The sequence below is a fragment of the Vibrio sp. A1-b2 genome (assembly GCF_021726015.1).
GTDB lineage: Bacteria > Pseudomonadota > Gammaproteobacteria > Enterobacterales > Vibrionaceae > Vibrio > Vibrio diazotrophicus.
The window spans coordinates 654,318-680,528 of sequence record NZ_JAKKCI010000001.1; the positions used below are offsets into that span (position 1 = coordinate 654,318).

The 26,211-nt window shown below is 43.8% G+C and carries 29 protein-coding genes; 12 read left to right on the forward strand and 17 right to left on the reverse strand.

Features of this window, described 5'->3' with window-relative positions:
• Positions 1-212: 212 nt before the first annotated feature.
• The 3 genes from L3V23_RS02905 to L3V23_RS02915 all read right to left on the reverse strand — a co-directional run bounded on the left by L3V23_RS02905 (position 213) and on the right by L3V23_RS02915 (position 2,957).
• Complete coding sequence (locus L3V23_RS02905; RefSeq protein WP_102966653.1) at positions 213-1,346, reverse strand: flagellin; 1,134 nt, start codon at positions 1,344-1,346, stop codon at positions 213-215.
• Positions 1,347-1,489: 143 nt separating this feature from the next.
• A complete protein-coding gene (locus L3V23_RS02910) occupies positions 1,490-2,395 on the reverse strand; it encodes a Dyp-type peroxidase (RefSeq protein WP_102966652.1) in 906 nt (301 codons plus the stop codon).
• Between the two features lie 97 nt (positions 2,396-2,492).
• Entirely contained in the window at positions 2,493-2,957 is a 465-nt protein-coding gene (locus L3V23_RS02915; RefSeq protein WP_102966651.1) for a DUF2919 domain-containing protein, read from the reverse strand.
• Positions 2,958-3,246: 289 nt separating this feature from the next.
• On the opposite strand from L3V23_RS02915, the gene L3V23_RS02920 reads away from it, so the two are divergent.
• Positions 3,247-3,594, forward strand: a complete 348-nt coding sequence (locus L3V23_RS02920; protein WP_102966650.1) for a DUF2956 domain-containing protein — start codon at positions 3,247-3,249, stop codon at positions 3,592-3,594.
• A gap of 24 nt (positions 3,595-3,618) precedes the next feature.
• Here the strand turns inward: L3V23_RS02920 and L3V23_RS02925 are convergent, their stop codons facing one another.
• A complete protein-coding gene (locus tag L3V23_RS02925; RefSeq protein WP_042484051.1) occupies positions 3,619-3,900 on the reverse strand; it encodes a helix-turn-helix domain-containing protein in 282 nt (93 codons plus the stop codon).
• A gap of 247 nt (positions 3,901-4,147) precedes the next feature.
• Here L3V23_RS02925 and L3V23_RS02930 point away from each other — a divergent pair, with 247 nt between their 5' ends.
• From L3V23_RS02930 to L3V23_RS02945, 4 genes are read left to right on the forward strand one after another with little or no spacing between them, the layout of a single operon-like run.
• Positions 4,148-4,495, forward strand: a complete 348-nt coding sequence (locus tag L3V23_RS02930) for an ArsC family reductase (protein ID WP_102952706.1) — start codon at positions 4,148-4,150, stop codon at positions 4,493-4,495.
• A 44-nt stretch (positions 4,496-4,539) separates the two neighbouring features.
• Positions 4,540-5,673, forward strand: a complete 1,134-nt coding sequence (gene dapE, locus L3V23_RS02935) for a succinyl-diaminopimelate desuccinylase (RefSeq protein WP_237291904.1) — start codon at positions 4,540-4,542, stop codon at positions 5,671-5,673.
• A 22-nt stretch (positions 5,674-5,695) separates the two neighbouring features.
• A complete protein-coding gene (locus L3V23_RS02940; RefSeq protein WP_102966649.1) occupies positions 5,696-6,373 on the forward strand; it encodes a M15 family metallopeptidase in 678 nt (225 codons plus the stop codon).
• A gap of 11 nt (positions 6,374-6,384) precedes the next feature.
• On the forward strand, positions 6,385-6,573 hold the full coding sequence (locus tag L3V23_RS02945; RefSeq protein WP_102966648.1) for a DUF2897 family protein: 189 nt from the start codon (positions 6,385-6,387) through the stop codon (positions 6,571-6,573).
• A gap of 44 nt (positions 6,574-6,617) precedes the next feature.
• On the opposite strand, the gene bamC is transcribed toward L3V23_RS02945, so the two are convergent.
• Complete coding sequence (gene bamC, locus L3V23_RS02950) at positions 6,618-7,634, reverse strand: outer membrane protein assembly factor BamC (RefSeq protein ID WP_042484067.1); 1,017 nt, start codon at positions 7,632-7,634, stop codon at positions 6,618-6,620.
• Between the two features lie 58 nt (positions 7,635-7,692).
• A complete protein-coding gene (gene dapA / locus L3V23_RS02955; RefSeq protein WP_042484069.1) occupies positions 7,693-8,571 on the reverse strand; it encodes a 4-hydroxy-tetrahydrodipicolinate synthase in 879 nt (292 codons plus the stop codon).
• A 439-nt stretch (positions 8,572-9,010) separates the two neighbouring features.
• Between dapA and L3V23_RS02960 the strand changes: the two genes are divergently transcribed.
• Both L3V23_RS02960 and bcp read left to right on the forward strand, forming a co-directional pair.
• Positions 9,011-9,553 carry a glycine cleavage system protein R gene (locus tag L3V23_RS02960; protein WP_042484072.1) on the forward strand — a complete coding sequence of 181 codons (543 nt, stop codon included), beginning with the start codon at positions 9,011-9,013 and terminating at the stop codon, positions 9,551-9,553.
• A gap of 9 nt (positions 9,554-9,562) precedes the next feature.
• Positions 9,563-10,036 carry a thioredoxin-dependent thiol peroxidase gene (gene bcp / locus L3V23_RS02965; protein ID WP_102963087.1) on the forward strand — a complete coding sequence of 158 codons (474 nt, stop codon included), beginning with the start codon at positions 9,563-9,565 and terminating at the stop codon, positions 10,034-10,036.
• A gap of 79 nt (positions 10,037-10,115) precedes the next feature.
• Here the strand turns inward: bcp and L3V23_RS02970 are convergent, their stop codons facing one another.
• From L3V23_RS02970 to L3V23_RS02980, 3 genes are all read right to left on the reverse strand, one after another.
• Entirely contained in the window at positions 10,116-11,987 is a 1,872-nt protein-coding gene (locus L3V23_RS02970; RefSeq protein ID WP_102966647.1) for a methyl-accepting chemotaxis protein, read from the reverse strand.
• A 192-nt stretch (positions 11,988-12,179) separates the two neighbouring features.
• A complete protein-coding gene (locus L3V23_RS02975; protein ID WP_042484079.1) occupies positions 12,180-13,253 on the reverse strand; it encodes an AI-2E family transporter in 1,074 nt (357 codons plus the stop codon).
• The gene (locus tag L3V23_RS02980) at positions 13,237-13,482 is read right to left on the reverse strand and encodes a sulfurtransferase TusA family protein (protein WP_102966646.1); all 246 of its coding nucleotides are present in this window, start codon (positions 13,480-13,482) and stop codon (positions 13,237-13,239) included. Before L3V23_RS02980 ends, L3V23_RS02975 begins: the two co-directional genes overlap by 17 nt.
• 200 nt (positions 13,483-13,682) lie before the next feature.
• On the opposite strand from L3V23_RS02980, the gene L3V23_RS02985 reads away from it, so the two are divergent.
• Genes L3V23_RS02985 through L3V23_RS03000 form a run of 4 tightly spaced genes read left to right on the forward strand, consistent with a single transcriptional unit; the run spans position 13,683 to position 16,600 of the window.
• Positions 13,683-15,176, forward strand: coding sequence for a M48 family metallopeptidase (locus L3V23_RS02985; RefSeq protein WP_237291905.1), 1,494 nt, complete (start codon positions 13,683-13,685; stop codon positions 15,174-15,176).
• 25 nt (positions 15,177-15,201) lie between these two features.
• Entirely contained in the window at positions 15,202-15,552 is a 351-nt protein-coding gene (gene arsC, locus L3V23_RS02990) for an arsenate reductase (glutaredoxin) (RefSeq protein ID WP_102952698.1), read from the forward strand.
• A complete protein-coding gene (gene wrbA, locus L3V23_RS02995) occupies positions 15,552-16,127 on the forward strand; it encodes an NAD(P)H:quinone oxidoreductase (protein ID WP_102966738.1) in 576 nt (191 codons plus the stop codon). The genes arsC and wrbA overlap by 1 nt, the downstream gene beginning before the upstream one ends.
• A 44-nt stretch (positions 16,128-16,171) precedes the next feature.
• Complete coding sequence (locus L3V23_RS03000; RefSeq protein WP_102966645.1) at positions 16,172-16,600, forward strand: DUF2069 domain-containing protein; 429 nt, start codon at positions 16,172-16,174, stop codon at positions 16,598-16,600.
• 104 nt (positions 16,601-16,704) lie between these two features.
• Here L3V23_RS03000 and L3V23_RS03005 read toward each other — a convergent pair whose 3' ends face one another.
• Positions 16,705-17,898, reverse strand: coding sequence for a DUF2066 domain-containing protein (locus L3V23_RS03005; RefSeq protein ID WP_102966644.1), 1,194 nt, complete (start codon positions 17,896-17,898; stop codon positions 16,705-16,707).
• Positions 17,899-18,117: 219 nt separating this feature from the next.
• On the opposite strand from L3V23_RS03005, the gene L3V23_RS03010 reads away from it, so the two are divergent.
• On the forward strand, positions 18,118-19,374 hold the full coding sequence (locus L3V23_RS03010) for a uracil-xanthine permease family protein (RefSeq protein ID WP_042484095.1): 1,257 nt from the start codon (positions 18,118-18,120) through the stop codon (positions 19,372-19,374).
• A 64-nt stretch (positions 19,375-19,438) separates the two neighbouring features.
• On the opposite strand, the gene ybaK is transcribed toward L3V23_RS03010, so the two are convergent.
• The 7 genes from ybaK to prfA all read right to left on the reverse strand — a co-directional run bounded on the left by ybaK (position 19,439) and on the right by prfA (position 26,204).
• Positions 19,439-19,918 carry a Cys-tRNA(Pro) deacylase gene (gene ybaK, locus L3V23_RS03015; protein ID WP_042484098.1) on the reverse strand — a complete coding sequence of 160 codons (480 nt, stop codon included), beginning with the start codon at positions 19,916-19,918 and terminating at the stop codon, positions 19,439-19,441.
• Positions 19,919-20,050: 132 nt separating this feature from the next.
• Positions 20,051-21,712, reverse strand: coding sequence for a bifunctional UDP-sugar hydrolase/5'-nucleotidase UshA (gene ushA / locus L3V23_RS03020; RefSeq protein ID WP_042484102.1), 1,662 nt, complete (start codon positions 21,710-21,712; stop codon positions 20,051-20,053).
• A 361-nt stretch (positions 21,713-22,073) separates the two neighbouring features.
• Complete coding sequence (kdsA, locus tag L3V23_RS03025) at positions 22,074-22,925, reverse strand: 3-deoxy-8-phosphooctulonate synthase (RefSeq protein ID WP_042484105.1); 852 nt, start codon at positions 22,923-22,925, stop codon at positions 22,074-22,076.
• Between the two features lie 18 nt (positions 22,926-22,943).
• Entirely contained in the window at positions 22,944-23,753 is an 810-nt protein-coding gene (locus tag L3V23_RS03030; protein ID WP_102966643.1) for a SirB1 family protein, read from the reverse strand.
• 49 nt (positions 23,754-23,802) lie between these two features.
• Positions 23,803-24,186: a SirB2 family protein gene (locus tag L3V23_RS03035; protein ID WP_102966642.1), complete on the reverse strand. Its 384-nt coding sequence runs from the start codon at positions 24,184-24,186 to the stop codon at positions 23,803-23,805.
• A gap of 62 nt (positions 24,187-24,248) precedes the next feature.
• Complete coding sequence (gene prmC, locus L3V23_RS03040) at positions 24,249-25,112, reverse strand: peptide chain release factor N(5)-glutamine methyltransferase (protein ID WP_102952691.1); 864 nt, start codon at positions 25,110-25,112, stop codon at positions 24,249-24,251.
• 3 nt (positions 25,113-25,115) lie between these two features.
• Positions 25,116-26,204 carry a peptide chain release factor 1 gene (gene prfA, locus L3V23_RS03045; RefSeq protein WP_102952690.1) on the reverse strand — a complete coding sequence of 363 codons (1,089 nt, stop codon included), beginning with the start codon at positions 26,202-26,204 and terminating at the stop codon, positions 25,116-25,118.
• Positions 26,205-26,211: the final 7 nt, after the last annotated feature.

Here is a 26,211-nt window from a genome sequence, read left to right on the forward strand (position 1 = left end):
AAACCAAGTAGTTCTCTCAAAGTTACTTTCTATAACGGCTCCTGTTCTGGAACCTTTAGAAAATTTTTTCGATTTTTTTAAAAAAACTTCGTTTGGCGTATTAAACGTGACGAAAGCATTAAAAGTTTTAAAAAGTCGATTTTTTTATTAAAGGTTTACAACGCAGCGTCGATAAACCTTGATTTTCTTTTTACCAAGCGCGTTTTTCTTTTTTAACCAAGTAAAGATAAAGCCATGTTTGGCTGTTTCTTAGCTTGAGCCAAAATCGAGGTACTCACTTGTTGAAGAATTTGCTGCTTAATCATTTGCGTCGTTTCTTTCGCATAGTCAGCGTCTTTAATACGACTATTAGAAGCAGCCAAGTTTTCGTGCACGTTATCCAGATTGTTGATCGCGTGCGAAAAACGGTTTTGTAATGCACCTAACTCTGCACGGTGACTGTCTACATATTGCAGCGCAGTATCTAATACCGACACAGCACGTTGAGCACCACCAGCGGAACGGATATCTAGGTCATTCACAGATTCATAGCCTTTGAGATCCATTTGAAGCTCTTCGGCTAAGCTGCCACTGAATGATAAAGTTCCGGAAGTCTCTTTACCCGCCATAAAGATCTGTAGTTGACCATCTTCATTGACGGATGCTGATAGTTCATCAGTTTGCCCGTTTATGTAAGTAGCCAGCTCTTCTACATCATCACCTTCTTTAGCATGAATATTGATTGAAGACTCTTTACCACTCGCATCCACATACTGAATCATCAGCTGGTTACTGCCTTTTGATACCTGCCATTGTTCATCTAGCGAGCGACGACCGACATAGCTGAATCCACCCATATCGATACTGTCTGAACGCATGTTCTTCAGTGACAGCTGAACCGCCTCTCCAGAGCTTGCGCCTATTTGGAAAGAAGATTGTCCAAAAGTGCCATTGAGCAATTTTCGCCCACCAAAAGAGGTAGTTTCAGCGATTCGGTTCAATTCATCATTCAAAGCCGCCATTTCTTCCTGCAAAGCAATTCTTTCTGCTTTGCTGTTGGAACCATTAGCTGACTGAAGTGATAAATCTCGCATGCGTTGCAGCAAGTTGGTACTTTCCTGCATCGCCCCTTCCGCAGTTTGCATGATGGACACACCGTCATTGGCATTACGCACAGCGACATCTAGTCCGCGCATCTGAGTTTCTAAGCGATTCGATATTTGCAGACCTGCCGCATCATCTTTAGCACTGTTAATCTTCTTACCTGAAGACAAACGTTCTAAAGATTGATTAAGCATTTCTGTAGCTGAGTTCAAATGGCGTTGAGCCACAAGAGCAGAGACATTTGTGTTTACCGTTATCGCCATACAGACGCAATCACCTACTTCTGGTTAATTCTGTTAGCTATATCGGTGGCGTGCAGATTTTCTTTAGTAAGAGTTTTATTTAAAACGAAAAGCCGGACATTTAGCCCGGCTTTCATCTATGTGATTATTCTCTGTTTATCGAGCTATGCCTTTACAGCAAGGCTCGCTAGCATCTCTTGAGAAGGCGCGAAAAAGTAAGCGCCAGTTACAGCGTGAGTAAAGCGAAGCAGTTGGTCTGTTTTACCATCTGTCAAACCATACATACTTTCTAACATCACTTTCATGTTATGCAGTGTGTAGCAGTAAGAGATAAACAGCAGGCCATGTTCACCACTTGCGGTACCATACGGTAAGCTGTGACGAACTATCTTCAAACCTTTACCTTCTTCTTTAATATCAACACGACCTACGTGTGAAGCGGCTGGAACGTCATCTAGCTCGATGGAATCTGGCTTAGTACGGCCGACTACTTTTTCTTGAGCAGAGATGTTTAAACGGTTCCAAGCAGGAAGATCATGCACAAAGCGTTGTAGCAATACGTAGCTACCACCCGCAAACTCACCATCCTGAATCAGTGCAACCTCTTGACGTTTCTCATCTTTAGGGTTTTCTGTTCCATCGATGAATCCTGTCATATCACGAGCATCTAGGTAGCGGAAACCGTAAGTCTCATCCACGACGGTCACATCTTCAGCCGTTTCGGCTAAGAATGTACGTAAAACGTAAAATAGCAAATCGTGACGAGTTGAATGGCAGTGAATCAGTACATCAACATCTGTACTAGGTGCTACAACATTACCTTCACCCAGCGGTTGAAAATCGATCAGCTCTTCAGGCATCGCCACATCAAGCTTTTGCCAAAAAGCTTTAGTAAACGAAACGGATACCGTTAAAGCCGCCCCCGGTTGATTCGCATTAATATCCGCAATATGTGCTGGCAACGCTTGAAGCTGCTGTAAAACATGAGCGTGGTTTTGACGAATTTTCAAAAGGCTATAGAGTGCAAATGGACCTGCTTCAGGCAGAATTGCAGTCTGTGACATTGACATAAAAAATCCTCACTATTCATTTATGCTCATTGGCTATGGACTGAGTGTAATTAAAAACTATTTCTTTATGTTGACCGTGATCATGAGTTCACGACGATCATGTGCGATACAAAACAGGGACTTGAAAGCAATCTCTGACACTACGACTGTTATAAACATACAGAGCAAACCACAATAAAAGCAACATACTCAAGGCAGATATCCAGCTAAAAGAGCCGTGCTGAAGATAAACGTGGTATCCGGTTTGAACGAATTGTGCCAGTGTCGTTAACAACGTCACCTCTCTGCCCCATTTAGCGGATAATATCGCCCAGCGCCTGTCAGGATGCCTTAACCCGACCAACCACATCATAACAATACTCGGTACGCCCATCGCTAAACCCAAATACAACATTGAGTGATCAGGATAAATCAAACCTAGAATTTTCGGCCCACTGTCGCGACTGGCTCCAGCCATCACAAATACAATCCAAGCTTTCGACAAGAAAAACCAGCCTAGCCATAACCATTTAGGAGCCTTAAGAAAGCCGTTAGCATCGTATTGTTCTATTGAATAACGCACAGTGTTCCATCTGAATTTACTACTTTTGTTACACAACCACTTTAACCGAATGGTTTCAAATAGCTATACGTAATCTCTGATTGAAGCGGTAGATACGAGATTCAGAATGTAAGAAAAAGGCTCATGTATCTTTCTAGACAATTATCAAAGACGTCATAGTGACAGGCAAACAGAACACCATGACAGATAGAGAAATTAAACGGCAGAGTTGATCTAGAGCCCTTCATCAAATATGTCAGTTCGTGATAGGGTTTAGCCCTATTCACTACCAAGACTAAATTCTGCATTTATGAACAAGAAGATCGTTCCTTCGGAACAAACTCAGCAAGAGGCATTAGCGGTCGCTAGAGCAATTCAAAAACCGGGACAAACAAAAGAACAGACCAAATTAATTGCTCAAGGAATAGAGAAAGGCATAGCGCTGTACAAAAAACAGCAAAAAGAGAAAAGCCGCCAAGCAGATAGAGCGCGTAAGAAAGCGTTAAAAACAAAGCAAACCGGTGCAGAAACTCAAGAAAACGAAGAGTTTAATGAATTCGACGCAACAACAAGCTCATCAAGCTTTTTACCTTGGATTTTACTGGGCTTAAGCTGGGCAGGCTTTATTGCGTATTGGTTTGTACAAAACCAACAATAAAGAAAAAAGCCAGCAAAGCTGGCTTTAAAATCCTAAGCTAGCCGCAATGTCATTTTTGCGGTCAAAAACCCATTGGCTATCAAATGGTCCCCAGTCTGATAATTGGTAGTAACCATCGTTATGACGTCTACCATCCTGAACAAACATGAGTTCTATACCAATTCCCGGAAGCGCTTTAATCACGTCCTGAATAGTACGACGTGGCCATCCCGTTTTCTCAATAAGTTTAGGCACATTTGGCCGCTCAAGGCTTTCCACTAACAAGGCTAAATACAGACGCCTAGCAAAAACAGGACTCAATTCCATTGATACCTCCTAATCAATACAGGACTCATTATTTCTTTTTTGCCTCGAAACGTGTTGCGTTTGATCAATAACTTTTCAATACCATGCAAATCAGAGCGTATTTTCTTGTCACGAACCCTTTTGTCACGAGGCTGGCTTCCTGTTAGGATTTGGCAAACAACGATAATTCAGCCTATATACACAAGCTTGGCTTTGTAACCCTCGCGGTTGCAGGTTCAGTGAGTGGGGAGATAAAGGAAAAGTACTAATGACTATTATGTATGGCATCCCAAACTGCGACACAATCAAAAAAGCGCGTAAGTGGCTTGAAGCAGAAGGTGTCGAATACCAGTTTCATGATTATAAAAAACAAGGGATCGACGCTGAACTCGTGAAAGAGTTTTGCCTATCGCTTGGTTGGGAAAATGTGTTAAATAAACGCGGCACAACCTATCGTCAACTTAGCCAAGAGCAGAAAGACACGTTGAATGAAACCAACGCTATCGCTTTGTTGATTGAGCAGCCTTCAATGATTAAGCGTCCGATTGTTCGCCATAATGACAAACTAGAACTCGGCTTCAGCACTGCGAACTATGCGGCTCTTTTTAGTCAATAATTTTACTTAATAAACCGTTTCTTTTTTTAACAAGGATTTCAAGGATGACAGTTAGCCCTGTTTTGGCTCTCGCAAAAGATTTAATCAGCCGCCAATCGGTAACCCCAATCGACGCAGGTTGCCAAGATTTAATGATTCAACGCTTAAAAGCGCTCGGTTTTGAAATCGAATCTATGGTGTTTGAAGATACAACCAACTTCTGGGCTCGCAAAGGCACTGAAGCACCGCTATTTACCTTCGCAGGTCATACTGACGTAGTTCCAGCCGGTAAGCTGGAGCAATGGCATACTCCACCGTTTGAACCAACCATTATCGATGATCATCTGCATGGGCGTGGCGCTGCAGATATGAAAGGTTCACTGGCTTGTATGATTGTTGCTGTAGAACGCTTTCTTGCTGAAAACCCGAACCACAAAGGTTCAATCGGATTTCTAATTACTTCTGACGAAGAAGGCCCGTTCATCAATGGTACAACCCGTGTTGTTGATACCTTAATGGAACGTAACGAAATGATTGATATGTGTATTGTTGGCGAACCTTCAAGCACATTAAAAGTGGGTGATGTTGTTAAAAATGGCCGTCGTGGATCGATTACTGGTGACATCACCATTAAAGGCACACAAGGTCATGTGGCCTACCCGCACCTAGCAAATAACCCCGTACATCAGTCTCTTCCGGCGCTGGCTGAACTGGCGACCATGAAATGGGATGATGGCAACGAATACTTCCCGCCTACCAGCTTCCAAATTCCAAACGTGCATGCTGGGACTGGTGCATCGAATGTCATTCCGGGTGAGTTCAATGTTCAATTCAACCTGCGTTTCAGTACCGAGTTAACTGCTGACGAGATTAAACGTCGCGTTCATTCAACTTTGGATGCTCACGGTTTGGATTATGACCTTCACTGGACACTGAATGGCCTGCCATTCTTAACAGATACAGGTGAACTGCTTGATGCTGTGGTTAAAGCTGTGAAAGAAGTGAATCATCAAGAACCACAGCTACTTACAACGGGTGGCACATCTGATGGTCGTTTCATTGCTCAAATGGGTGCACAAGTAGTGGAACTGGGGCCTGTGAATGCCACCATCCACAAAGTAAACGAATGCGTCAGCATCCATGATCTTGAGCTGTTGACCGATATGTACCAAAAAACGCTGGAAAATCTTTTAGCGTGATGGAGAGCCTATTCGCGTGATAATGACCGCTGAGCAATTAACAGGTAAAACTGAATCCCATTTAACGGAAGTGCTGGTTGGACAGAAGTATTTTCTCGTCCATCCTGCTGTTAAAGATGATTTGCTGTCACTCAAAGAGGCAGCAGATAAAGAAGGTTTTAACTTCAATATTGCCAGCGGCTTTCGTTCCTTTGAACGCCAACTGGCGATCTGGAATCGAAAAATGTCAGGTGAAGCAGAGCTCCTTGATGAGAACAGCCAAATCATCGAGTCGCAAAATCTGAGTGATGAGCAAAAAATCGCAGCGATTTTGCGTTGGTCTGCGCTACCGGGTGCAAGTCGTCATCATTGGGGAACCGATTTTGATGTCTTTGACAGAAATACCATCCCAAGCGAATGCGGTTTGAAACTGGAGCCCTGGGAATATTTACAAGACCACCAGCACCCTTTCTACCTTTGGTTACAAGCGCATTTAGCTGACTTTGGATTTTTCTTCCCTTATCAGGAAAATGGCTCTGGTGTCGCTTTTGAACCATGGCACATCAGCCACAAAAAAACAGCTCAGGCTTGTTTGCAACAACTCACTTTAGATCAATTGTCTACGCAACTGGATTCTGCGCCCATTTTAGGTAAAGAGTGCGTGCGCCAAGGGCTTGCAAAGATCTACAATCAATACATCACTAACATCAGCACTCGCTAACGGCAATCAGCATGATAGAGTTTCTTTTTAACCCGTGGGTCATCTCAATCGTCATCGTCAGTGTGGTGATCGGTAATATTGCTGCATTGAAATACACAGCGAATATGAAATACGGTCAGCAGAAGAAGAAAAGCGATTTAGATAAACTCAATGAGCTTGATAAGCAACAACACCAAGACGACAACCAGCACAAAAAATAAAGGACGCAAAAGCGTCCTTTATTTTATCTAACGAGTACTCAGCGTTATTTCTTATCAATTACCGCTGCGAGTACTGGAACCATATCTTTCAACAAGGCTTCTTCAACAGGTTTACCTGATGAATCGGTCACGTTAATCGAAGTACGGTTACCCAAATCACCAAACAGAAAGGTGTAAGTTCCCGGTTTTAGCGCTGTAGGTTTGACGCCAATCTCTTGCCAGAACTCATCATCCGGTAACGCATATTTCGCTTTTACAGTACCTTGAGACTGACTACGTTCTTCAATCGTAAAGCCCATATGAGGCAGAATGTTTGGTAAACGAGGCCAAAGCACGTCATAAGAAGAACGAGCAATAATCACAGGTAGACCACTACGGTCTGCGCCCATTGAAATTGGAATCTGTTTGACTAGCTCTTGTGCTTTTCTCGCTGCTTCTTCACGAGCGTCAAGATCATAACGAGTCGTCACTAAATTCGTCATCAAAGCGTTGTAACGCTCTTTATTGGTTGTTGAAACTGGCATCTGCTTGCCATCTTCACGCCAATCAATCAGCGATACTTTAAAGCCGTAGCGATTATTATCTTCGACACGAGTCACTTCGTAACGAGCGCCTAACTCGACGTCTTCATCTTCTGCGACCCAAGAAACCCAATCTGTTTCAATTCTGTCATTGGTTTGAGAGAGGATATTGATTTTGCGCTCAGCGATCACTTTTAAGACCGTATCCCAAACTTTATCCACTTCATCCTTACGAACCATCCACAGTGAAACTTCACCTTTTTGGCGTTCTGCACGAGCACCTGGGATCAGTTCCAGAACTTGTTGTGGCGGACGAATATCAACGGTTTGGCCTACACCGCCATGATAGTTCCCCTGCGGGATATCAAAATTTGGGTAAAACTCTGGAGTCGCTCCCTCTGGTAGCTGCCACTCGCTGAAGCTTTTCGTCTCTAGGTAGGTAAAATCATCTTTGGCTTGGCGGCGATGTGTCGAATTTGAACAAGCACTTAAAACCAAAACAGCTAGTGAACTTATAACTAGCTGACGCGTAAACTTCATTGAAACTCCTAAAATGCACCGAGGTGTAAAAACACCTCGGCATTGTATGGAAAGCGCCTTAAAAAATACAGGCTTCAGTCATTGCTTGGGCAACAACTGGTTGAGCTTGTTCAGAAAGAGGTGTTAAAGGTAGACGTAGATCACCAAAAGAAATCAAACCCAGTTTGTGAGCAGCCCATTTAACGGGAATCGGGCTTGATTCGACAAATAGATTTTTATGCAAAGGCATCAAGCGTTGGTTAATAGCTTCTGCTTCTTCAAACTTACCTTCCAACGCAAGGTGCGTCATGTTCGCCATATCTGCAGCGGCAATGTTGTTCGTTACCGAAATAACGCCTTTGCCACCCAGTTTAATAAACTCTAAACCTGTCGCATCATCACCGCTAAGCAGAATGAAATCATCCCCACAAAGCTCACGATGCAGTGCTACACGGCTTAGGTCACCTGTAGCATCTTTAATTGCAACAATGTTGTCTAACTTTGATAGTCGAGCCACTGTCTCAGGTTTCAAATCAACTGCCGTACGACCAGGTACGTTGTACAGAATAATTGGCACTTCTGTCTGTTCAGAAATGGCTTTGTAATGCTGGTACAAACCTTCTTGTGTTGGCTTGTTGTAGTATGGAGTCACACTCAGAACGCCAGCGATACCTGTATTGTTTAGTAGTCGACTGAAGGTAATGGATTCGTGAGTCGCATTTGCACCTGTACCCGCAATCACTGGAATACGGCCATTGGAATACTCAACGATCTTCTCTACAACTTTGACATGCTCTTCGATGGTCAGTGTGGATGATTCACCTGTCGTACCTACGGCAACGATAGCATCGGTACCAGCGTCAACATGGTAGTCAACAAGCTTCTTCAGACTTACAAAGTCGACTTCGCCATCTTGGGTAAAAGGTGTAATTAACGCTACGATACTTCCTGAAAACATGTCTATCTCCATAAATAAATGCTTTCTGCATGGTACTGCATGGGAGTTGAAAAACACAAGAGGCTAAGAATGCCTAAATGCTCCTTAAGAGTGAATATTTATCACATGTTGGAGCTTTCCCCCACCTAATCTCTTATCGACCATTGTATACAAGCAATCCTTCAACTTGTTAGAGGTCGGTCATATTTAAATAGCCGCTATCTTGAGCGCTTGTTTCTATACTTAATTTATGGAGTGGTTATCCCCAAAATGAGTCGGCAATTTTCACGCAAAGCTTGTGATTTAACCTGATAAGTATAGATAACGATGTAATCAAAACGCCTTAGTTGCAACAATAGTATTGTCACTTTAATTAACAAAGGAAAGTAACCACATCATTGGGGTTAATTAATGAAAAGTTGTGCTAACATGCCAGAAAATAACAAAGCGAAATATCAATATGACTCAACATCTTGTGATCACAGCAGTAGGAACGGATCGACCTGGTATTTGTAACCAAGTTGCGAAATTAGTTACGCAATCCGGCTGCAATATTGTCGATAGTCGAATTGCTTTATTTGGAAAAGAATTCACATTGATCATGCTGTTATCAGGTAATACCAACAGCATTACCCGAGTGGAGACAACACTGCCACTGCTCGGACAAGAACAAGATTTGATCACTATTATGAAGCGAACGTCACCGCATGATCACCAATCCAACGATTATATCGTTGAAGTCTATGTGGAATCTGATGACCGCCTTGGTTTAACCGAGCAGTTCACTCAATTCTTTGCTGACCGCAACATCGGTATGGCGTCACTAAGTGCACAAACCATCAGTAAAGATAAGCTGCAGCGTAACAAAGACCAATTCCATATCGCCATTACCGCTCACGTAGATTCGGAATATAACCTTATGCAGCTTCAAGAAGAATTTGAAGCGCTATGCACCGCTCTTGATGTACAAGGTTCGCTTAATTTTATAAAAAGCAGTCAATAAGGAAGAACAATGAACACTTTAAAAGCAGGCGCGCCAGCTCCGGCGTTTTCACTATTAGACCAAGATGGTAATCAAGTTACCCTATCTGACTTTGCTGGCAAAAAAATTCTGTTTTATTTTTACCCAAAAGCCATGACGCCAGGTTGTACCGTTCAGGCACAAGGCTTACGTGATGTGAATGCTGAGCTTGAAGCCATGAATGTGGTGGTACTAGGCGTTAGTATCGACCCTGTCGCTCGCCTTGGTAAATTCATTGCCCGCGACAACCTTAACTTCACATTATTGTCAGATGAAGATCATCAGGTTGCCGAACAGTTCGGCGTTTGGGGGACCAAGAAATTTATGGGCAAAGTTTATGATGGCTTGCACCGCATAAGCTTCCTGATTGACGAAAACGGTATCATTGAACACGTCTTTGACAAGTTCAAAACCAAAGATCACCACGAAGTCGTACTGAACTATCTAAAAGAAAAACAGGCTTAACTCGCACTGTTTAGAAAACACATGATGATAAAAGAAAGGCCAGCAATGCTGGCCTTTTTGTTAAACATATCAAGATAGGTTAGACGATAAACTTACCAAGAATCGCATCTTGCTCACGCACGTTTTCTGTTTGAACTTGCATTGCGATATTGGCTTCTTCAGCCGACTCAGACACCTGTGTCGACAAGTCTTTAATCTTCACTGTGTTGTTATTGATTTCTTCAGCCACTAAGCTCTGCTCTTCTGCTGCTGAAGCGATTTGCATGTTCATGTCGCTGATATGTTGAATTGCGCCATGAATTTTCTGCAATGCAGCATCCGCTAACTGAGCTTTGCTCACCGCTTCCTCTGCCGTTGCTTTACTTTCATGCATAGCAACAGATACTGAATTCGCGCCAGCTTGAAGCTGCTCGATCATACTACGAATTTCAGTGGTCGATTGTTGTGTACGTTGCGCCAGCGTTCGAACCTCATCCGCTACCACAGCAAAGCCTCTACCAGAGTCCCCCGCACGAGCAGCTTCTATCGCAGCGTTCAGTGCAAGTAAGTTAGTTTGATCAGCAATGTCGTTGATAACTTTAAGAATCGTTTCAATGTTCGCCGTTGCAGATTCGAGACCTTGAACTTCCTCTACCGCCTGCTCAATTCGGGCTGAAAGCATATCAATCGATGAGGTCGTGTCACCCACCACTTTCGAACCTTCTTGAGTAGCATCATCCGCATCTTTTGCCGCTGAAGCCGCACCTTGAGCATTATTGGCTACTTCCATCGCGGTTGCTGCCATTTCATTCATGGCCGTCGCTAACTGCTCAAGCTCATGAAGCTGAGAACGCATAGCTTCAGAAGAAGAGTGTACGCTGCCCATGGTCTGTTCAGCACCACGCTTAATCTCTTCACCAATCGCTTTGGATTGCTTGATTTGGTTTTGCAGTGTTTCCGTGAACGTATTGAAGTCCATCGCCAACTCAGCAAATTCTTTATCTGTATCAGTGCTTAGACGCTTGGTTAAATCCCCCTGACCAGAAGCCACGTCTTTAATCGCATTATTAAGCGTGTTAAGAGGACGCATCAAGAATTTAATCAGAACGGTCAAAATAATGATACTTAGAATCACACCGATAATGGTGTAGATAATCGCGCTATTTCTTAGGTTGTCGACAGTCGCGAAGGCTTTTTCATTATCGATGAGTGCACCGACAAACCAGTTTTGACTCGGCAAATAGGTCAAACTAAGAAGAAAACTTTTCCCCTCTATATCGATATTTTGAGAACCTTCTTTGATATCAATTTTAGGTAAATAAGTGGAAATGTTTTGACCGTTATTTTCGACATTTGGGTGAGCAACGGTCATGCCATCGGAAGTAATAATGAACAGCTTACCTGCGTCAAATAGGTTAATTTTATTCACCATTTCAGCGAGCCCGTTTAGCTTCAGGTCATAGAACATGGCGCCAGTGAACTTACCTTGGTTGTAAACCGGTGTTGCAATAGAAATGATCATTTGCTTTGTAGAGACATCTACATAAGGCTCAGTGACGGTTAATTTGCCGTCTCTTTTTGCAGCGATATACCAAGGGCGTTTACGCGGGTCATAACTGCTATCTGGTTCCCAACCGTCATCGTTTTCAACGACTTTACCGTCAATGTCGTAACCAAGACCAACGGCAAGAAAACTGCTCTTGAGCTTTTTGGTCTCCAGCACATTTTTCACATAATCACGATTTTCGGGATCTAACTGAAGAATATCTGTGGTTGATTGAGCAAGAGATTTCTTACTCTCCATTTCCGAAGTTACTGTATCGGCAACTCCTTCGGCCATTCCTTTAATGCTACCACCAATTAAATTCGATACTTCCTTTCGAACAGTGCTTACCTGCTGAATAGATAGCAAAGATGCTGTTACCAGCAACAATACCGATGATGCGGCCACAATCTTTTGACTAAATCTCATACGTCCCTCATTGCACACTTGTGGTTATGTTATGTTCATCACTTTATCGACAAAAAAAATGAGAACTTAAGCAATTTCTTTATTAGTTATATGTATTGCAACCGACGCATGTTTAATACTAATCTCAAATAGTAAAAAAGCCCAAAAATATTCAACTTTTGGGCTTAATAAAATCTCAGAGCAACGAATTAGTTATTCAGTTTTGGCTGGAGGCTGTTCTTCGCTGCTAGGAAGCGCATTCCACACCGCTTTTACCAATGTCGCCAGCGGTATTGCAAAAAAGACGCCCCAGAATCCCCACAAACCACCAAACACCAGAACCGATACTATGATGGCGACAGGATGTAGATTTACCGCTTCCGAAAACAAAACCGGTACTAACACGTTACCATCAAGAGCTTGAATGATGGCGTAAGCAATAAGCAGGTAATAAAACTGCGAGGTCAATTCCCACTGGAACAAACCCACAATCGCAATTGGCACCGTCACTGCGGCAGCACCTATGTATGGAATCAATACAGAGAAACCAACAGCCACAGAAAGTAACACGGAGTAACGCAGATCTAAAATGGCGAAGGTTACGTAACTCACCGTACCTACGATAATGATTTCCAGCACCTTACCACGAATATAGTTTGAAATTTGTTGGTTCATTTCTACCCAAACTTTATTCGCTAGATTACGATTACGCGGCATTATGCCACTCGCCAATTTGAGCATTTCTCGCTTATCTTTAAGCAGAAAAAACACCAACAGCGGCACTAGAATCAGGTAAACGCCTAAAGTGGCAAGACTGACTAAAGACGCCAGAGAACCTTTCACCAAAGATTCCCCCATACCAATCGCTTTGTCCTTGGCGTTATTTATAATTGATTCAACAATTTGTAAATTAGCCAGCTCAGGATAACGTTCAGGCAGTGTCGCTATCAACTTTTGCACACCATTATACATTTTCGGTATATCAGCGACTAAGTTCGCAACCTGATCCCAGATAGTAGGAACCAAGCCGAACAAGGCCAAAAACATCACACCAACGAAAAGCAAAATGACGAGAATGACCGCTAAGGTACGCGGCACTTTCCAACGGCAAAGTTGAGCAACTGGCCATTCAAGCAAATAAGCTAAAACAATAGCAACCAGTAATGGCGCTATCAGATGTCCGAAAAAGTAGATGGTGATGAAACCGAAGAAAAGAATCGCAACCAGACTTACGGCGTGCGGGTCAGAGAAACGCCGTTGATACCAACGACTAACCATTTCGAACATGTAACGATGTCTCCTTTACAACTGTGAGTGAGTTATATCCATCACATTTAACGCTTTGGCAAAGATAATCCTGCTTAAGCAGATAGCTTTCTATATCTTTGAATGAGCTCGAATCACTAATGAGGATGGTTACCGAATCACCAGCTTCAAGCTGGGCAGTGTGACGTTTAGCAAGTAATAATGCCATGGGACATCGCTGTTGACGTAAATCGAGAATATTCGGTTCCATTCTTCGGCTCAATCCTTAATATATGACAGACATTGTATCGGCTTTTCCACTATGCGCCACTCTTAATATCCTAAGTTGTAGAGTCACAAAGTATTGGTTATTTATCTCTCGGATTCACGCATAATACGTTGCAGTTAACGGTACAGTCATAGCAACTTAAGACTGAACGGTGGAAACCATTTCAAGCGGACAATGTCCTAATGGAAAATGATATTGGAGTATCAACAAAGAACATGATGTTAAAACGTACTCGTTCATTCGTTTGCCTATGTATATCAACGGCGTTATGTGCGCCTTCGCTGTCTTACGCTAACACTATAGAGCTTCCTGACATTGGTACCGTAGCGGGTTCCACTCTGACCATAGACCAAGAGCTGATCTATGGTGATGCCTATATGCGTATGCTGAGAAGCAGCAAGCCTATCGTTAATGACCCTGTGATTAACGAATACATTGACACACTTGGTCACAAATTAGTTGCGAACGCGGACGACGTAAAAACACCGTTTACCTTCTTTATGATCCGAGATCGTAATATCAACGCATTCGCCTTTTTCGGCGGTTACGTCGCGCTTCATTCTGGCTTATTTCTTCATGCTCAGTCAGAAAGTGAGCTGGCTTCCGTTATTGCTCACGAAATTGCACACGTAACCCAGCGTCACCTTGCTCGCAGTATGGAAGACCAAGCGCGTCGCACTCCAGCAACAATGGCTGCATTAGCTGGCTCATTGCTACTTGCTATTGCCGCGCCGGAAGCCGGTATTGCGGCCATTACCGCCACCACCGCGGGCAATATGCAGAGCCAAATTAACTACACACGAAGCAACGAAAAAGAAGCGGACCGTTTTGGTATCTCTACCTTAGCGAAAGCTGGCTTTGATGTAAGAGCAATGCCACGTTTCTTCGGTCGTTTAGCGGATGAGTACCGCTACGCGAGCACACCTCCACCGATGCTATTAACTCACCCGTTACCGGAAGATCGTATTACAGACAGCCGAGAGCGCGCTCAAAGTTTTCCAACCGTTAATCTAAAGCCTGACCTCGATTATCATTTGACCCGTGCCCGTATTGTGGCCCGCTCTGCAGGCATTGATGGTGAAGCCGCTTTAGATTGGTTTAATAGAACGCAAAAGAAAACCACCGTACCCGCTCTTGATGCTTCTTTTGAGTACGGTAAAGCCTTGGTGTATCTCGATACAAAGCAGCACGACAAAGCCGAAGCGATTCTCAGCAAGCTGTTAAAAGCAGATGCTAACAATCGTTTCTATCTCGATGCAATGACCGACCTTTACATCGCAACCGACCGTCTTAATGACGCACAGAATTTGTTAGAAACCGCGTTAAAACAAACACCAAATAATGCTGTCTTGATGGTGAACTACGCTAACGTGTTACTGAAACAGCAGAAATTTAGCGAATCGATTCGCGTGCTGCAGCGTTATACCCACGATAATCCAAACGATACCAACGGTTGGCATTTGCTATCAGAAGCCAACAGTCGTAATGGCAATCAGGCAGAAGATTTGGCCGCTCAAGCTGAAGTCCTAGCGTTACGTGCCAACTGGAACAAAGCCATTCAGCTATATACACAAGCCAGCCAACTCGCCAAGCTAGGAAGTTTAGAACAAGCGCGATATGACGCTCGTATTGATCAGCTAATGATACAAAGAGAACGATTCTTATCGCTTCAATAATAAAAAGAGAAAGTAAGGAAAAACTATGTCTGTCGTGATTTATCACAACCCGAAATGCTCAAAAAGTCGTGAAACACTGGCTTTGTTGGAACAAAACAGTGTTCAGCCAGAAGTCGTCAAGTACCTTGAAGCACCACTCAGTGTTGAACTTTTGAAAACACTTTACGCGCAGTTAGGCGTGGCATCTGTGCGTGACATGATGCGTACCAAAGAAGATGTCTACAAAGAACTTTCTCTAGGTGATGCCAGCGTTTCTGACGACCAACTGTTCGCTGCTATGGTCGAGAATCCAAAGCTGATTGAACGTCCTATCGTAGTTGCCAATGGTAAGGCTCGCTTAGGCCGTCCACCAGAACAGGTTCTAGAAATCTTATGATGACCAATGTGGTTGTACTCTATTACAGCCGACACGGTAGTACTCAGTCATTGGCAAGGCAGATCGCTAGGGGTATTAACAGTATCCCGGATTGTGAAGCGATTCTGAGAACAGTTCCGGAGATTAACAGCAATGAAACCAATGCTGAAGATCCGTATATCACGTTAGATGAGCTGAAGAACTGCGACGGTTTGGCTTTGGGTAGCCCTGCATGGTTTGGCAACATGGCCGCACCTTTGAAACACTTTTGGGACCAAACCACACCTTTGTGGCTAAACGGCGATTTGATAGATAAACCTGCTTGTGTGTTTACCTCATCATCCACCTTACATGGCGGTCAAGAGAGTACACAACAAACCATGATGTTACCTCTGCTTCATCATGGCATGGTTATTATGGGCATCCCCTACTCTGAGCCGAAATTGCATACTTCCGTATCAGGTGGCACCCCCTACGGTGCTAGCCACGTATCGCAAATGAACAGCAAACTCTCTGAAGATGAAAGCGAACTTGCGCGTCAACTCGGAAAACGTCTTGCTAAGTTAGCGCGACAACTAAAAGATGCATCGAACTAAAGACCGTCTCTGTTCAACAGACGAGTCTCATTAAAGGAACGACCATGAGTGTTGAAATGACCTCAAAAACCAAACAATTTCGCTGGTTAGCACTGACAAGTAACCTCGCTTTGATTGTTTGGATAGCTTTATGGCAACTGGATTTATCACCACACCCACACCTTAATCCATTGGCGTTAACGGTAGCGTGGCTGATTCCACTGCTGTTGCCTCTACCAGGTATCTTAGCGGGTAAGCCTTATACCCATGCTTGGGCCAACTTTATTCTGATGCTGTATTTCTTACATGCTTTCACCATTTTGTATGTCGACGATGGCGAACGCTGGCTAGCAGCAGTCGAACTGTTCCTCACTTTCTCAGCATTTATGGGCAACGTTTTGTACGCAAGACATCGCGGCAAAGAGTTAGGACTGAAATTGACCAAACTTTCTGTCGTTGAAAAACAAGAGAAACAACGATTCAACCAAGAGTAGCAAAGACTTTAAAGAGCAAAAAGAAAGCCCCTGTTGTGATGAGCAACAGGGGCTTCTTATATTTATTTGCGTCTATCTTGCCTTTCGATACTTAGTCGGACAGCTTAATCTAACCAAGTAAAACGCAAAGTTTTCTCCATTGGAACAGGCTCTGTCACAACCGACATATCACCTTGTTGAGTAAGCTCTCTGCTATCAACAGGGTTCACAACCGCAGGCTCAGTCGTATCAATAGCTGGGTCTTGTGCCTCTTGAACTGAGTTTGCTTGTTCAACTGACGGTTCCACAGGTAAAGGTTGCGGACTTTCAAGCTCTGCAGCCTTTTGAACTTGGGCAATACGCAGTACTTCTTGCTCGAAATCCTCTTCAGTCGCCAGCAAGTGAACATTGAACACCACTTCTTGACCTTGGATTTTAAGAATATCGAGTGAAGCCACTGAGCTTAACGCTTTTAAGCGTTTTTCTAATGAGAAAAAGTCTTCAGCATTTTTAATTGAATCAAATGATGCTAATACGGTTTGTGAAGACTCAGAACCAATCAGTACGGAGTTTTTCTTTGCGTAGTAGTCACTAATTTGATCAATCATCTCTGCCGCTGCGGCACTGCCAGATGCTCTTCCTGTCATTGGCGCTTTCTGTGACTGAAGCATGTTGTAAGCATTTTGATCATACAGTGTCCAACGCAAATCGTTGCCTTGCGCTTTAACTACTAAGACTGCATCTGTTGGGTAACGGTCGCTTGCCAAGCTGATAGGTTTAATGAAACCACCCCACAGATCAGAAATTTCTAACCCTGTAATGTCATCAAAATCACCAACCGGGACAGTGATAGGTAACCCTCTCGCCAAGGATTCCTCTTTTAACTGTTTTAGAATCTTAGAGTCAGAATGTTCCCAACTGATCACACGTTCGTATGGGGTCTCTTCCACCAGCCAAACGAGAAGGTTAGCGCGATTTTCAGGCCAGAATGGCAACTGAGCTTGAGTAATCAGAGAACGAATTTGCGGCGCGCTGAACTGCATGGTTATCGTAGAGACATCGTTTGTCTGACCATAACTAAACTGGTTTAGATATTGGTTATATTTACTTAACGCCTTTTGAACTACTTCATTGTTTACGGCATCTTTATCGCCCGTGGCGCGAACAATAACGTTTTGCATACCCAGCGATCGAGCTTTGGCATCTGCACCTTCTTGTGTCTGATCAATAACGACTTCTGTTTTGTACAGATTAACCGTGGTGAGTGCAGAAGCTGGGAGAGACGTTAATCCCATCAGCAAAAAAGCTAAATAGCGCATATTGTTCCTACGTTCTAAGTTTCTGAAAGTTGATGATAAGCAACTATCGTTTATGGGGCAAGGTGAGTGCTCGCCACTGGTGATAAAAGTTTCCAAACTTTTACTTTGGCTCGCCGAATGTAAATGACAAAAGTAACAAAAATTGATCTAGTTTAAATGGCAAACGTTTGCAAAAGTGATAGAATCCCGCGAATTTTGTTTAGCTACAGGGAAAATACCATGAAAAATGCCATTTTGGGCACTCAGATGCTGTTTGTTGCATTTGGGGCGTTAGTGCTGGTTCCGCTGCTGACGGGACTCGATCCTAACGTTGCTTTATTCGGTGCTGGTGCCGGCACATTACTCTTCCAAATTATTACCCGTCGTTCTGTTCCTATCTTCCTCGCTTCTTCTTTTGCCTTTATTGCTCCTATCATGTTTGGTGTTCAAACATGGGGTATTCCTGCAACTATGGGTGGCTTAGTCGCAGCAGGTGCTGTTTACATTATTCTTGGCAGCTTCATTAAACTTCGCGGTGTAGAGTTCATCCACAAAATTCTGCCACCAGTCGTAGTAGGCCCAGTCATTATGGTTATCGGCCTTGGTCTAGCTCCAGCAGCGGTAAACATGGCACTAGGTAAGAGTGGTGATGGTGCTTTCCAACTGGTTGACGGTGATGCTTCTCTTTGGATTTCTTGTGTATCTCTACTTGTTACTATTGTCGCTAGTGTATTTGCTAAAGGTTACTTTAAGTTAATCCCAATCGTGTGCGGCATTATTGCAGGTTACTCTCTGTCTCTATTCTTTGGCGTTGTAGACTTCACTCCTGTTCGTGAAGCAGCTTGGTTCGCAATGCCTAATTTCACTTTCCCAGAGTTCAACATTAACGCCATTCTATTCATGATCCCTGTTGCGATTGCTCCTGCGGTAGAGCACGTGGGTGACATGCTGGCAATTTCGAACGTAACGGGCAAAGACTATATTAAGAAGCCGGGACTACACCGCACTATCGCAGGTGACGGAGCGGCAACAATGCTTGCAGCATTCCTAGGTGCTCCACCAAACACAACTTACTCTGAAGTTACTGGCGCAGTAATGCTAACTAAAGCATTCAACCCAGTGATCATGACTTGGGCAGCAGTAACGGCGATCGTACTTGCTCTTGTCGGTAAACTCGGCGCTCTACTACAAACTATCCCTGTACCTGTAATGGGCGGCATCATGATTCTTCTGTTCGGTTCTATTGCGACAGTAGGTCTAAACACGCTGATCAAAAACCACGTTGACCTGCACAAATCACGTAACCTAGTGATTGTGGCAGTAACACTGGTATTTGGTATTGGCGGTATGGCTTTCGGCGTGGGTGATTTCAGCCTACAAGGTGTAAGCTTATGCGGTATCGTTGCTATCCTACTAAACCTTCTTCTACCAAGAGATTTGGGCGAAAACCACGTTGTGGATAACGCACAGATGGAAGAGAAAACACAAAATTCTTAATAGAGACGTTACTATCTCTGTAAAAATGGCCTCTTGATGAGGCCATTTTATTGCTTAATACAGTTCAAGCTTCAAGGCACAAATCGACAAACTGCGCCCGCGTTAATGTCGCTAAATCTTGTGGCGCTAGCTCAATCTCCAATCCTCTCTTCCCTGCACTCACACACATGCTTGCCAGCTCAGTGGCACTGTGATGAATGAAAGTCGGTAACGCTTTTTTTTGACCTAGAGGACTGATTCCGCCGACCACATATCCGGTTGTCTTCTGCGCGATGTCTGGGTTAGCCATATCGGCTTTTTTGGCTTTCGCTGCTTTCGCTGCCAACTTGAGATTCAGTTTCTGGTCAACGGGAATGATAGCCACAGCAAGGTTTTTCTCTTCGCCATTAAGACAAAAAAGCAACGTTTTGAACACGGTTTTCGGATCTTGACCTAACGCTTCTGCCGCTTCTAAACCATAGCTGGCATTGTTAGGATCGTGTTCATATTGGTGAATGGTGTGAGGGACTTTTTTTTTCTTCGCTAACTGAATCGCTGGGGTCATTCTATTTCCTTACCACAATCTAACCTTTATTCCTCAGGCGGTTAGCTTATCTCTTCTCGCATCAATTTACATTAATAAAAAAAGCGGTGTTTTCACACCGCTTATTCAATTACGTATCAAACAACTCATTGATTACTTGTAAACAATCTCACCTGACGGAGCATATTTGTTTACGTCAATCGGGCTGTTCGCTTCTAGGTAGTCTTTAAGAACTTCCGCATCCACGAAACCAGTGTTTACGAAACCTTTACGGTCTGTAATCTTAGGATAGCCGTCACCACCAGCCGCGTTGAAGCTTGGTACAGTGAAGCGGTAGGTATCGTCTAGGCGAAGCTGTTTGCCACCGATAAACACGTTTGATACTTGACCATCTTGCACTTGCATTGAGATACCAGCGAATTGCGCATAAGCACCAGAATCGACAGGCTTAGTCGCAACTACATTTAGGTAATCAAGCACTTCCTGACCACTCATATCGACGTAAGTAAGGATGTTGGCGAAAGGTTGAACTTTGAGTACATCTTTGTACGTGATATCGCCTGCCGCGATAGAGTCGCGAACACCGCCAGAGTTCATAACAGAGAAATCCGCTTTCGCACGTTGCATATGCGCTGTAGCAATCAAGCGGCCTAGGTTAGTTTGTTGGAAACGAACCACGTTACGGTCACCTTCCAACTTACCATTAGACTCAGCAACTTTTGCACCTAACTGAGCTTGGCCTTTCTCTTGATAAGGACGTAAGAACTCCAGCATTTCTTTGTTTTCTGCAATTTCAGTCGTTGCGATGACACGTTGGCTTTCACCGTTAACTTTCACTTTCTTCTTCAGGTTTACTGGAATCAAGTCATAGCTAACCATGTTCAGTTCACCGTTACGGAATTCGTAATCAGCGCGACCAACGTATTTACCCCATTCAAATGCTTGAACGATGTAAGTGCCGTTTTGCATGTCTGGTTTACACTCATCACCCGGAGCGAAGTTTTTGTTCACTACATTCGGGCCTTCCATACACACAGGCTCTTGAGAGTGACCACCAACGATCATATCCAAGTCGCCCTCATTCAGATAGCGAGCCAGTGCAACGTCACCCGGTGCATTAATGCCGTATTCACCGTTTTGGTAGTGGCCCATATGAGTCACTGCGATGATCAGATCTGGATGCTCAGTCTTTTTCAGCTCAGCAATCACTTTCTTCGCTTCTTCTTTAGGGTCACGGAAATCAATACCACCGATGTACTCTGGGTTACCGATCTTCGCTGTATCTTCCGTTGTTAAACCGATAACAGCGATCTTGATACCTTGCTTATCAAACATTTGGTAAGGCTGGAACAAACGCTTGCCAGTTGACTTGTCGTAAATGTTTGCAGAAAGCATTGGGAAATCCGCCCACTCACGCTGCTTGAACAGCACTTCTAGTGGGTTATCAAACTCGTGGTTACCTAATGCCATGGCATCATAACCAATCTTGGTCATCCCTTTGAAATCAGGCTCAGCGTCTTGCAGGTCTGACTCAGGAACACCTGTGTTGATGTCACCACCTGAAAGTAGCAACAGGCTGCCGCCTTCTGCTTCAACTTGAGCGCGAATATCGTCGATCAAAGTCTTACGAGCGGCCATGCCGTACTCGCCGTATTTGTTCTGCCAAAAACGACCGTGATGGTCATTGGTGTGAAGCACTGTCAGTTTGTACGTTTTATCTGCTTCCCACTCGTGAGCAGGTTGAGTCGCACAGCCTGCCAATGACGCTAAAATAGCGGTACTTAAAACCGTTTTAAGAATAAAGCCTTGTTTCATTGTCATACCTTTGAGCTGATGAATTCCACTACTAATAATTTTTAAGCCTAGATCAATCTGTTTTCTGTTGAGTTCACTTGCGATTGACCTTTAAAAATAGATCTAACCTTAAAATAACCTCGTACAAGTGACAGAGTTATTTCATATTTATGTCTAATAGATCACAACAGAAACGTCAAAAAATTTAGTCACTTAATTGGCTAAATAGTAAAACTAGTTGATTGAAGCCGTTTTTTTTACTTTTTCTTAATTTAGTAAGATGAATTTGTGAATGAAATCGTTTGCTCAACGATTTAGTCACTGTCTGGCAGACATAAAAAAGCCACCCGAAGGTGGCTTTTTTACACGAAAATTCATTCAATTAGCGAATGTCGATGTGCTGAAAACTTTTCACTAAATCGTCCAGAGCTTTCATCTGTGCTAAGAACGGCTCAAGCTTATCAAGTGGCAATGCTGAAGGACCATCACAGCGTGCTTTTTCTGGATTTGGATGTGCTTCAATAAACAGACCAGCAATACCTGTTGCTAAGCCCGCTTTGGCTAGCTCAACAGTTTGCTCACGACGACCGCCAGAAGCTGCGCCAGATGGATCACGCATTTGTAGCGAGTGAGTCACGTCGAAGATAATTGGGCTGCCGTTTGACACTTTTTTCATCACGCCGAAGCCAAGCATATCAACCACTAGGTTATCGTAACCATGGCAAGAGCCACGCTCACATAGAATAATTTTCTCGTTGCCGCACTCAGCGAATTTCTCGACGATGTTACCCACTTGACCCGGGCTCATAAATTGAGGTTTCTTCACGTTGATTACTGCACCTGTTTTTGCCATTGCTTCAACAAGGTCAGTTTGACGAGCTAGGAAAGCTGGAAGCTGAATAACATCAACCACGTCAGCAACAGGCTGAGCTTGTGCTTCTGTGTGTACGTCAGTGATAATTTTCACACCAAAAGTATCTTTCAGTTCTTGGAAAATTTTCATGCCTTCTTCAAGACCAGGGCCACGGTAAGAATGTACTGAGCTGCGGTTTGCTTTATCAAACGAAGCCTTAAATACATATGGGATACCTAGCTTGTCTGTCACTTTTACGTAGTGCTCACAGATTTGCATAGCCATATCGCGAGATTCCAGCACATTCATGCCTGCAAACAAGGTGAACGGTTTGTCGTTTGCGACAGGGATATCGCCAACGTGAACGATTTTTTGTTCCATGTTTTGTCTCTTCATTGATTAATGCAAGGTCACAGTACTATGACTGAGTGCATGCATTTGAGTTTTTAATAATTCTGCTGCTGGATCATCAGGGCAATTATCAATAAAAAACTGATAATCAGACATTGCCACCTGATGACAATCTAATTGCTGATAAATATAGCCTCTATCACGGATTTCGTATGGATCATCCGGAACAAAAGTCAGGGCTAAATCGGTACATCTCAGTGCAAGAGTGTATCTCTCTTCACGCAATAAGGCACTTTTTAGCAAGGCAAGCCAGCGGCCAATGATCGTCGGATGATCGGTTACTTTGAGGTCCTCTGCTTTCAATTTAGCGAGTGGGCCTTTCATACCAATCAACCACGCTTGCAACGTATGGTTTGATACGTACTCACCCGTAAATGGGTTCAAGTAACGATTCGTTTCGTCTGGCCAATTCACCTGCAATAAAAATTGCGTCGGAAAAGTGATGCCTTGCATCGGAAAACCAAGCTTACGGCCGAAGTACAGAAGCAACGCGCCTAAGCTCACGGGTACGCCTTTGCGTCTCTCTAATACTTTGTCAATAAAAGCATTGTCAGAGTCATAATACGCTTCACGATCGCCGATGAATCCCCACTCTTTGTAAAATAAGTGCAAGAATGCATCGAAACGTTCTTTCTGTTCCGCTTTACCCGCTAATCTGGCTTCAGCTTCGTTTAGTAGACGGCTTAACTCTTGCTCAGCCCATTCTACTTGAGTTTCTGGATCAATGGCTTTATTGAGGATTAATGCTCCCTCAACCAGCTCCATCTCATCAAAATCTTCATCAAATAAGTCAAGCATTTAACTACTCTTTGTTCGCTAACTGGGATTATTCTGACTAGGTTGATAATTAGCCGAAAAATACTGGCACTTTAGTTACTGCAACTTTACCTGCCATGCCTAACCAACCTAATGCACCGAAAAATGCAAAGGTACGCAGTAAGTTATTACGCGCCAATTTAAGGGTGAAGAAACCTAGGACGATATAAGCGAGAACACAGGTCAGTTTTTCGGTCATCCAAGGTGCAGCTTCAGTAAATGGGAAGAAACCAGTAATAAAGATTAAACCGACACCAGATAACAATAAGAAGGTATCAACAACGTGTGGTGTTATTTTCAGAAATTTATTCTGCAGATGCTTTGAGTTCATCATCAGTAATACATAGCGAACGGACAACAACAGTGCACTGATGGCAATCGTCAGCATATGGAAATGTTTTAAACCTTCGTACATCTTTATCCTCTCTGCGCCTAATATGACTTTTTATTCGATATCGTTTTTATTCGATACTGTTTTTATTTGATTTTGGCTTCTATACGATATTGGCCTAAGGTAACACGATCATTACCGGCATAATCCTTTTGTGTTTCAACATTGCTATAGCCGAAACCTTGCAAAATCTCTCTAACTGCCGCGCCTTGGTCATAACCATGTTCAAACAGCAACCAACCTTCATTTAACAGATAATCACGAGCATTCTCGCTGATGGTTTTTATATCAGCTAACCCGTTGTCTTGAGCGACCAATGCACTTTTCGGTTCAAAGCGCACATCGCCAAGCGTTAAATGAGGATCGTTTTCTTCAATATATGGCGGGTTTGAAACCACTAAAGCAAACTTTGTACCCGATGGTACAGGAGTAAACCAGCTTCCGTTCCAAAACGACGCATTTGCAATGCCTAAACGTTCGGCATTGTCGCTTGCTAGCTGCCAAGCTTCTTCACGTAAATCAATGCCAAACACTTTGCGCAGAGGCAGTTCGGAAGCCAGAGCCAAAGCAATTGCGCCTGTTCCCGTTCCTAAATCTAAGATATCACCATCGATAAGCTGAGCTTTATCTAACGCCAGTTCCACCAGCCTTTCGGTATCGGGTCTTGGAATCAAAGTCGATGGTGACACTTTAAGTGGTAAAGACCAAAACTCGCGTTCACCAATGATATAGGCAACTGGCTCACCCGCTTTTCTGCGTTCAATCAGAGCGTCAAATTGGTTCTGCTGCTGGATGTCGAGAGATTTATCTGGCCATGTAAGAAGGTAGGAACGTGGCTTGTCTAATACATGACAAAGTAGCACGTTAGCGTCGAGAGACGGCGAATCACTGCCGCTCTCGATCAATTGCTCTGCTGCCGCTTTTAACGCGGCCTCAATGGTTAGCAACATTGATTAGTTTTGCTCTGAAAGTGCAGCTAACTGATCAGCTTGATGCTCTTGTAGTACTGGGTCGATCAGCGCTTGTAGATCGCCTTCCATCACTTCACTTAAACGGTAAACCGTTAAGTTAATACGGTGATCAGATACGCGGCCTTGTGGGTAGTTGTAAGTACGGATACGGTCACTACGGTCACCAGAACCTAACAAGTTACGACGTGTATCTGACACTTCAGCCGCACGCTTAGCAAGTTCAGCCTGAGCAATACGAGCGGCAAGTACCGCCATTGCTTTTGCTTTGTTCTTATGCTGTGAACGCTCGTCCTGACACTCTACCACTGTACCCGTTGGTAAGTGAGTAATACGGATTGCTGAATCCGTGGTGTTAACGTGCTGACCACCCGCGCCCGATGAACGGAATGTGTCGATTTTCAGATCGCTGGCTTTAATTTCCGGGATTTCTGCTTCTGGTACTTCAGCCATTACTGCTACCGTACATGCAGAAGTATGAACACGACCTTGAGATTCCGTTGCTGGAACACGTTGTACACGGTGACCGCCTGATTCAAACTTCAGTACGCCGTATGCGCCATCGCCGTTCACTTTCGCGATCATCTCTTTATAACCGCCGTGTTCCGCTTCGTTTGAAGACATCACTTCAATGCGCCAGCCTCTTTTCTCGGCATAACGGCTGTACATACGGAACAGGTCACCTGCGAAGATACCCGCTTCATCACCACCTGCACCTGCACGAATTTCTAGGAAACAGTTACGGTCGTCGTTTGGATCTTTTGGTAGCAGAAGAATTTGCAGCTCGTCAGTAAGACGTTCGATTGCCGCTTTTGCTTCTTTCATCTCTTCTTGAGCCATTTCACGCATTTCAGCGTCATCTTCTTTGGTCATCTCTTCCGCTGCAGCCAAGTCTTCTTGAGCCTGCTGGTAAGCTTGGAAACACTTAGTGATCTCTTCAAGCTGAGAGTACTCTTTTGAAAGAGCACGGAATTTATCTTGATCACCAATAACTGTTGGGTCACCCAGCAGGTGTTGAACCTCTTCATAACGTTCAACAAGAGATTCAAGCTTCACTAAAATCGACGAGTTCATAATTTCT

What these genes read in the sequence shown, in the direction of transcription:
- L3V23_RS02930 (WP_102952706.1), top strand. Translation starts at nt 4,148, where the DNA reads ATGACTATTATGTATGGCATCCCAAACTGCGACACAATCAAAAAAGCG.
- L3V23_RS02945 (WP_102966648.1), top strand. Translation starts at nt 6,385, where the DNA reads ATGATAGAGTTTCTTTTTAACCCGTGGGTCATCTCAATCGTCATCGTC.
- L3V23_RS02905 (WP_102966653.1), bottom strand. Translation starts at nt 1,346, where the DNA reads ATGGCGATAACGGTAAACACAAATGTCTCTGCTCTTGTGGCTCAACGC.
- arsC (WP_102952698.1), top strand. Translation starts at nt 15,202, where the DNA reads ATGTCTGTCGTGATTTATCACAACCCGAAATGCTCAAAAAGTCGTGAA.
- L3V23_RS03035 (WP_102966642.1), bottom strand. Translation starts at nt 24,186, where the DNA reads ATGTACGAAGGTTTAAAACATTTCCATATGCTGACGATTGCCATCAGT.
- L3V23_RS03000 (WP_102966645.1), top strand. Translation starts at nt 16,172, where the DNA reads ATGAGTGTTGAAATGACCTCAAAAACCAAACAATTTCGCTGGTTAGCA.
- L3V23_RS02910 (WP_102966652.1), bottom strand. Translation starts at nt 2,395, where the DNA reads ATGTCAATGTCACAGACTGCAATTCTGCCTGAAGCAGGTCCATTTGCA.
- L3V23_RS03005 (WP_102966644.1), bottom strand. Translation starts at nt 17,898, where the DNA reads ATGCGCTATTTAGCTTTTTTGCTGATGGGATTAACGTCTCTCCCAGCT.
- L3V23_RS02960 (WP_042484072.1), top strand. Translation starts at nt 9,011, where the DNA reads ATGACTCAACATCTTGTGATCACAGCAGTAGGAACGGATCGACCTGGT.
- prmC (WP_102952691.1), bottom strand. Translation starts at nt 25,112, where the DNA reads ATGTTGCTAACCATTGAGGCCGCGTTAAAAGCGGCAGCAGAGCAATTG.
- L3V23_RS02925 (WP_042484051.1), bottom strand. Translation starts at nt 3,900, where the DNA reads ATGGAATTGAGTCCTGTTTTTGCTAGGCGTCTGTATTTAGCCTTGTTA.
- kdsA (WP_042484105.1), bottom strand. Translation starts at nt 22,925, where the DNA reads ATGGAACAAAAAATCGTTCACGTTGGCGATATCCCTGTCGCAAACGAC.
- L3V23_RS03030 (WP_102966643.1), bottom strand. Translation starts at nt 23,753, where the DNA reads ATGCTTGACTTATTTGATGAAGATTTTGATGAGATGGAGCTGGTTGAG.
- bamC (WP_042484067.1), bottom strand. Translation starts at nt 7,634, where the DNA reads ATGAAGTTTACGCGTCAGCTAGTTATAAGTTCACTAGCTGTTTTGGTT.
- L3V23_RS02980 (WP_102966646.1), bottom strand. Translation starts at nt 13,482, where the DNA reads ATGGAACCGAATATTCTCGATTTACGTCAACAGCGATGTCCCATGGCA.
- wrbA (WP_102966738.1), top strand. Translation starts at nt 15,552, where the DNA reads ATGACCAATGTGGTTGTACTCTATTACAGCCGACACGGTAGTACTCAG.
- L3V23_RS02985 (WP_237291905.1), top strand. Translation starts at nt 13,683, where the DNA reads ATGGAAAATGATATTGGAGTATCAACAAAGAACATGATGTTAAAACGT.
- L3V23_RS02975 (WP_042484079.1), bottom strand. Translation starts at nt 13,253, where the DNA reads ATGTTCGAAATGGTTAGTCGTTGGTATCAACGGCGTTTCTCTGACCCG.
- dapE (WP_237291904.1), top strand. Translation starts at nt 4,540, where the DNA reads ATGACAGTTAGCCCTGTTTTGGCTCTCGCAAAAGATTTAATCAGCCGC.
- prfA (WP_102952690.1), bottom strand. Translation starts at nt 26,204, where the DNA reads ATGAACTCGTCGATTTTAGTGAAGCTTGAATCTCTTGTTGAACGTTAT.
- L3V23_RS02940 (WP_102966649.1), top strand. Translation starts at nt 5,696, where the DNA reads ATGACCGCTGAGCAATTAACAGGTAAAACTGAATCCCATTTAACGGAA.
- bcp (WP_102963087.1), top strand. Translation starts at nt 9,563, where the DNA reads ATGAACACTTTAAAAGCAGGCGCGCCAGCTCCGGCGTTTTCACTATTA.
- ybaK (WP_042484098.1), bottom strand. Translation starts at nt 19,918, where the DNA reads ATGACCCCAGCGATTCAGTTAGCGAAGAAAAAAAAAGTCCCTCACACC.
- ushA (WP_042484102.1), bottom strand. Translation starts at nt 21,712, where the DNA reads ATGAAACAAGGCTTTATTCTTAAAACGGTTTTAAGTACCGCTATTTTA.
- L3V23_RS03010 (WP_042484095.1), top strand. Translation starts at nt 18,118, where the DNA reads ATGAAAAATGCCATTTTGGGCACTCAGATGCTGTTTGTTGCATTTGGG.
- L3V23_RS02970 (WP_102966647.1), bottom strand. Translation starts at nt 11,987, where the DNA reads ATGAGATTTAGTCAAAAGATTGTGGCCGCATCATCGGTATTGTTGCTG.
- dapA (WP_042484069.1), bottom strand. Translation starts at nt 8,571, where the DNA reads ATGTTTTCAGGAAGTATCGTAGCGTTAATTACACCTTTTACCCAAGAT.
- L3V23_RS02920 (WP_102966650.1), top strand. Translation starts at nt 3,247, where the DNA reads ATGAACAAGAAGATCGTTCCTTCGGAACAAACTCAGCAAGAGGCATTA.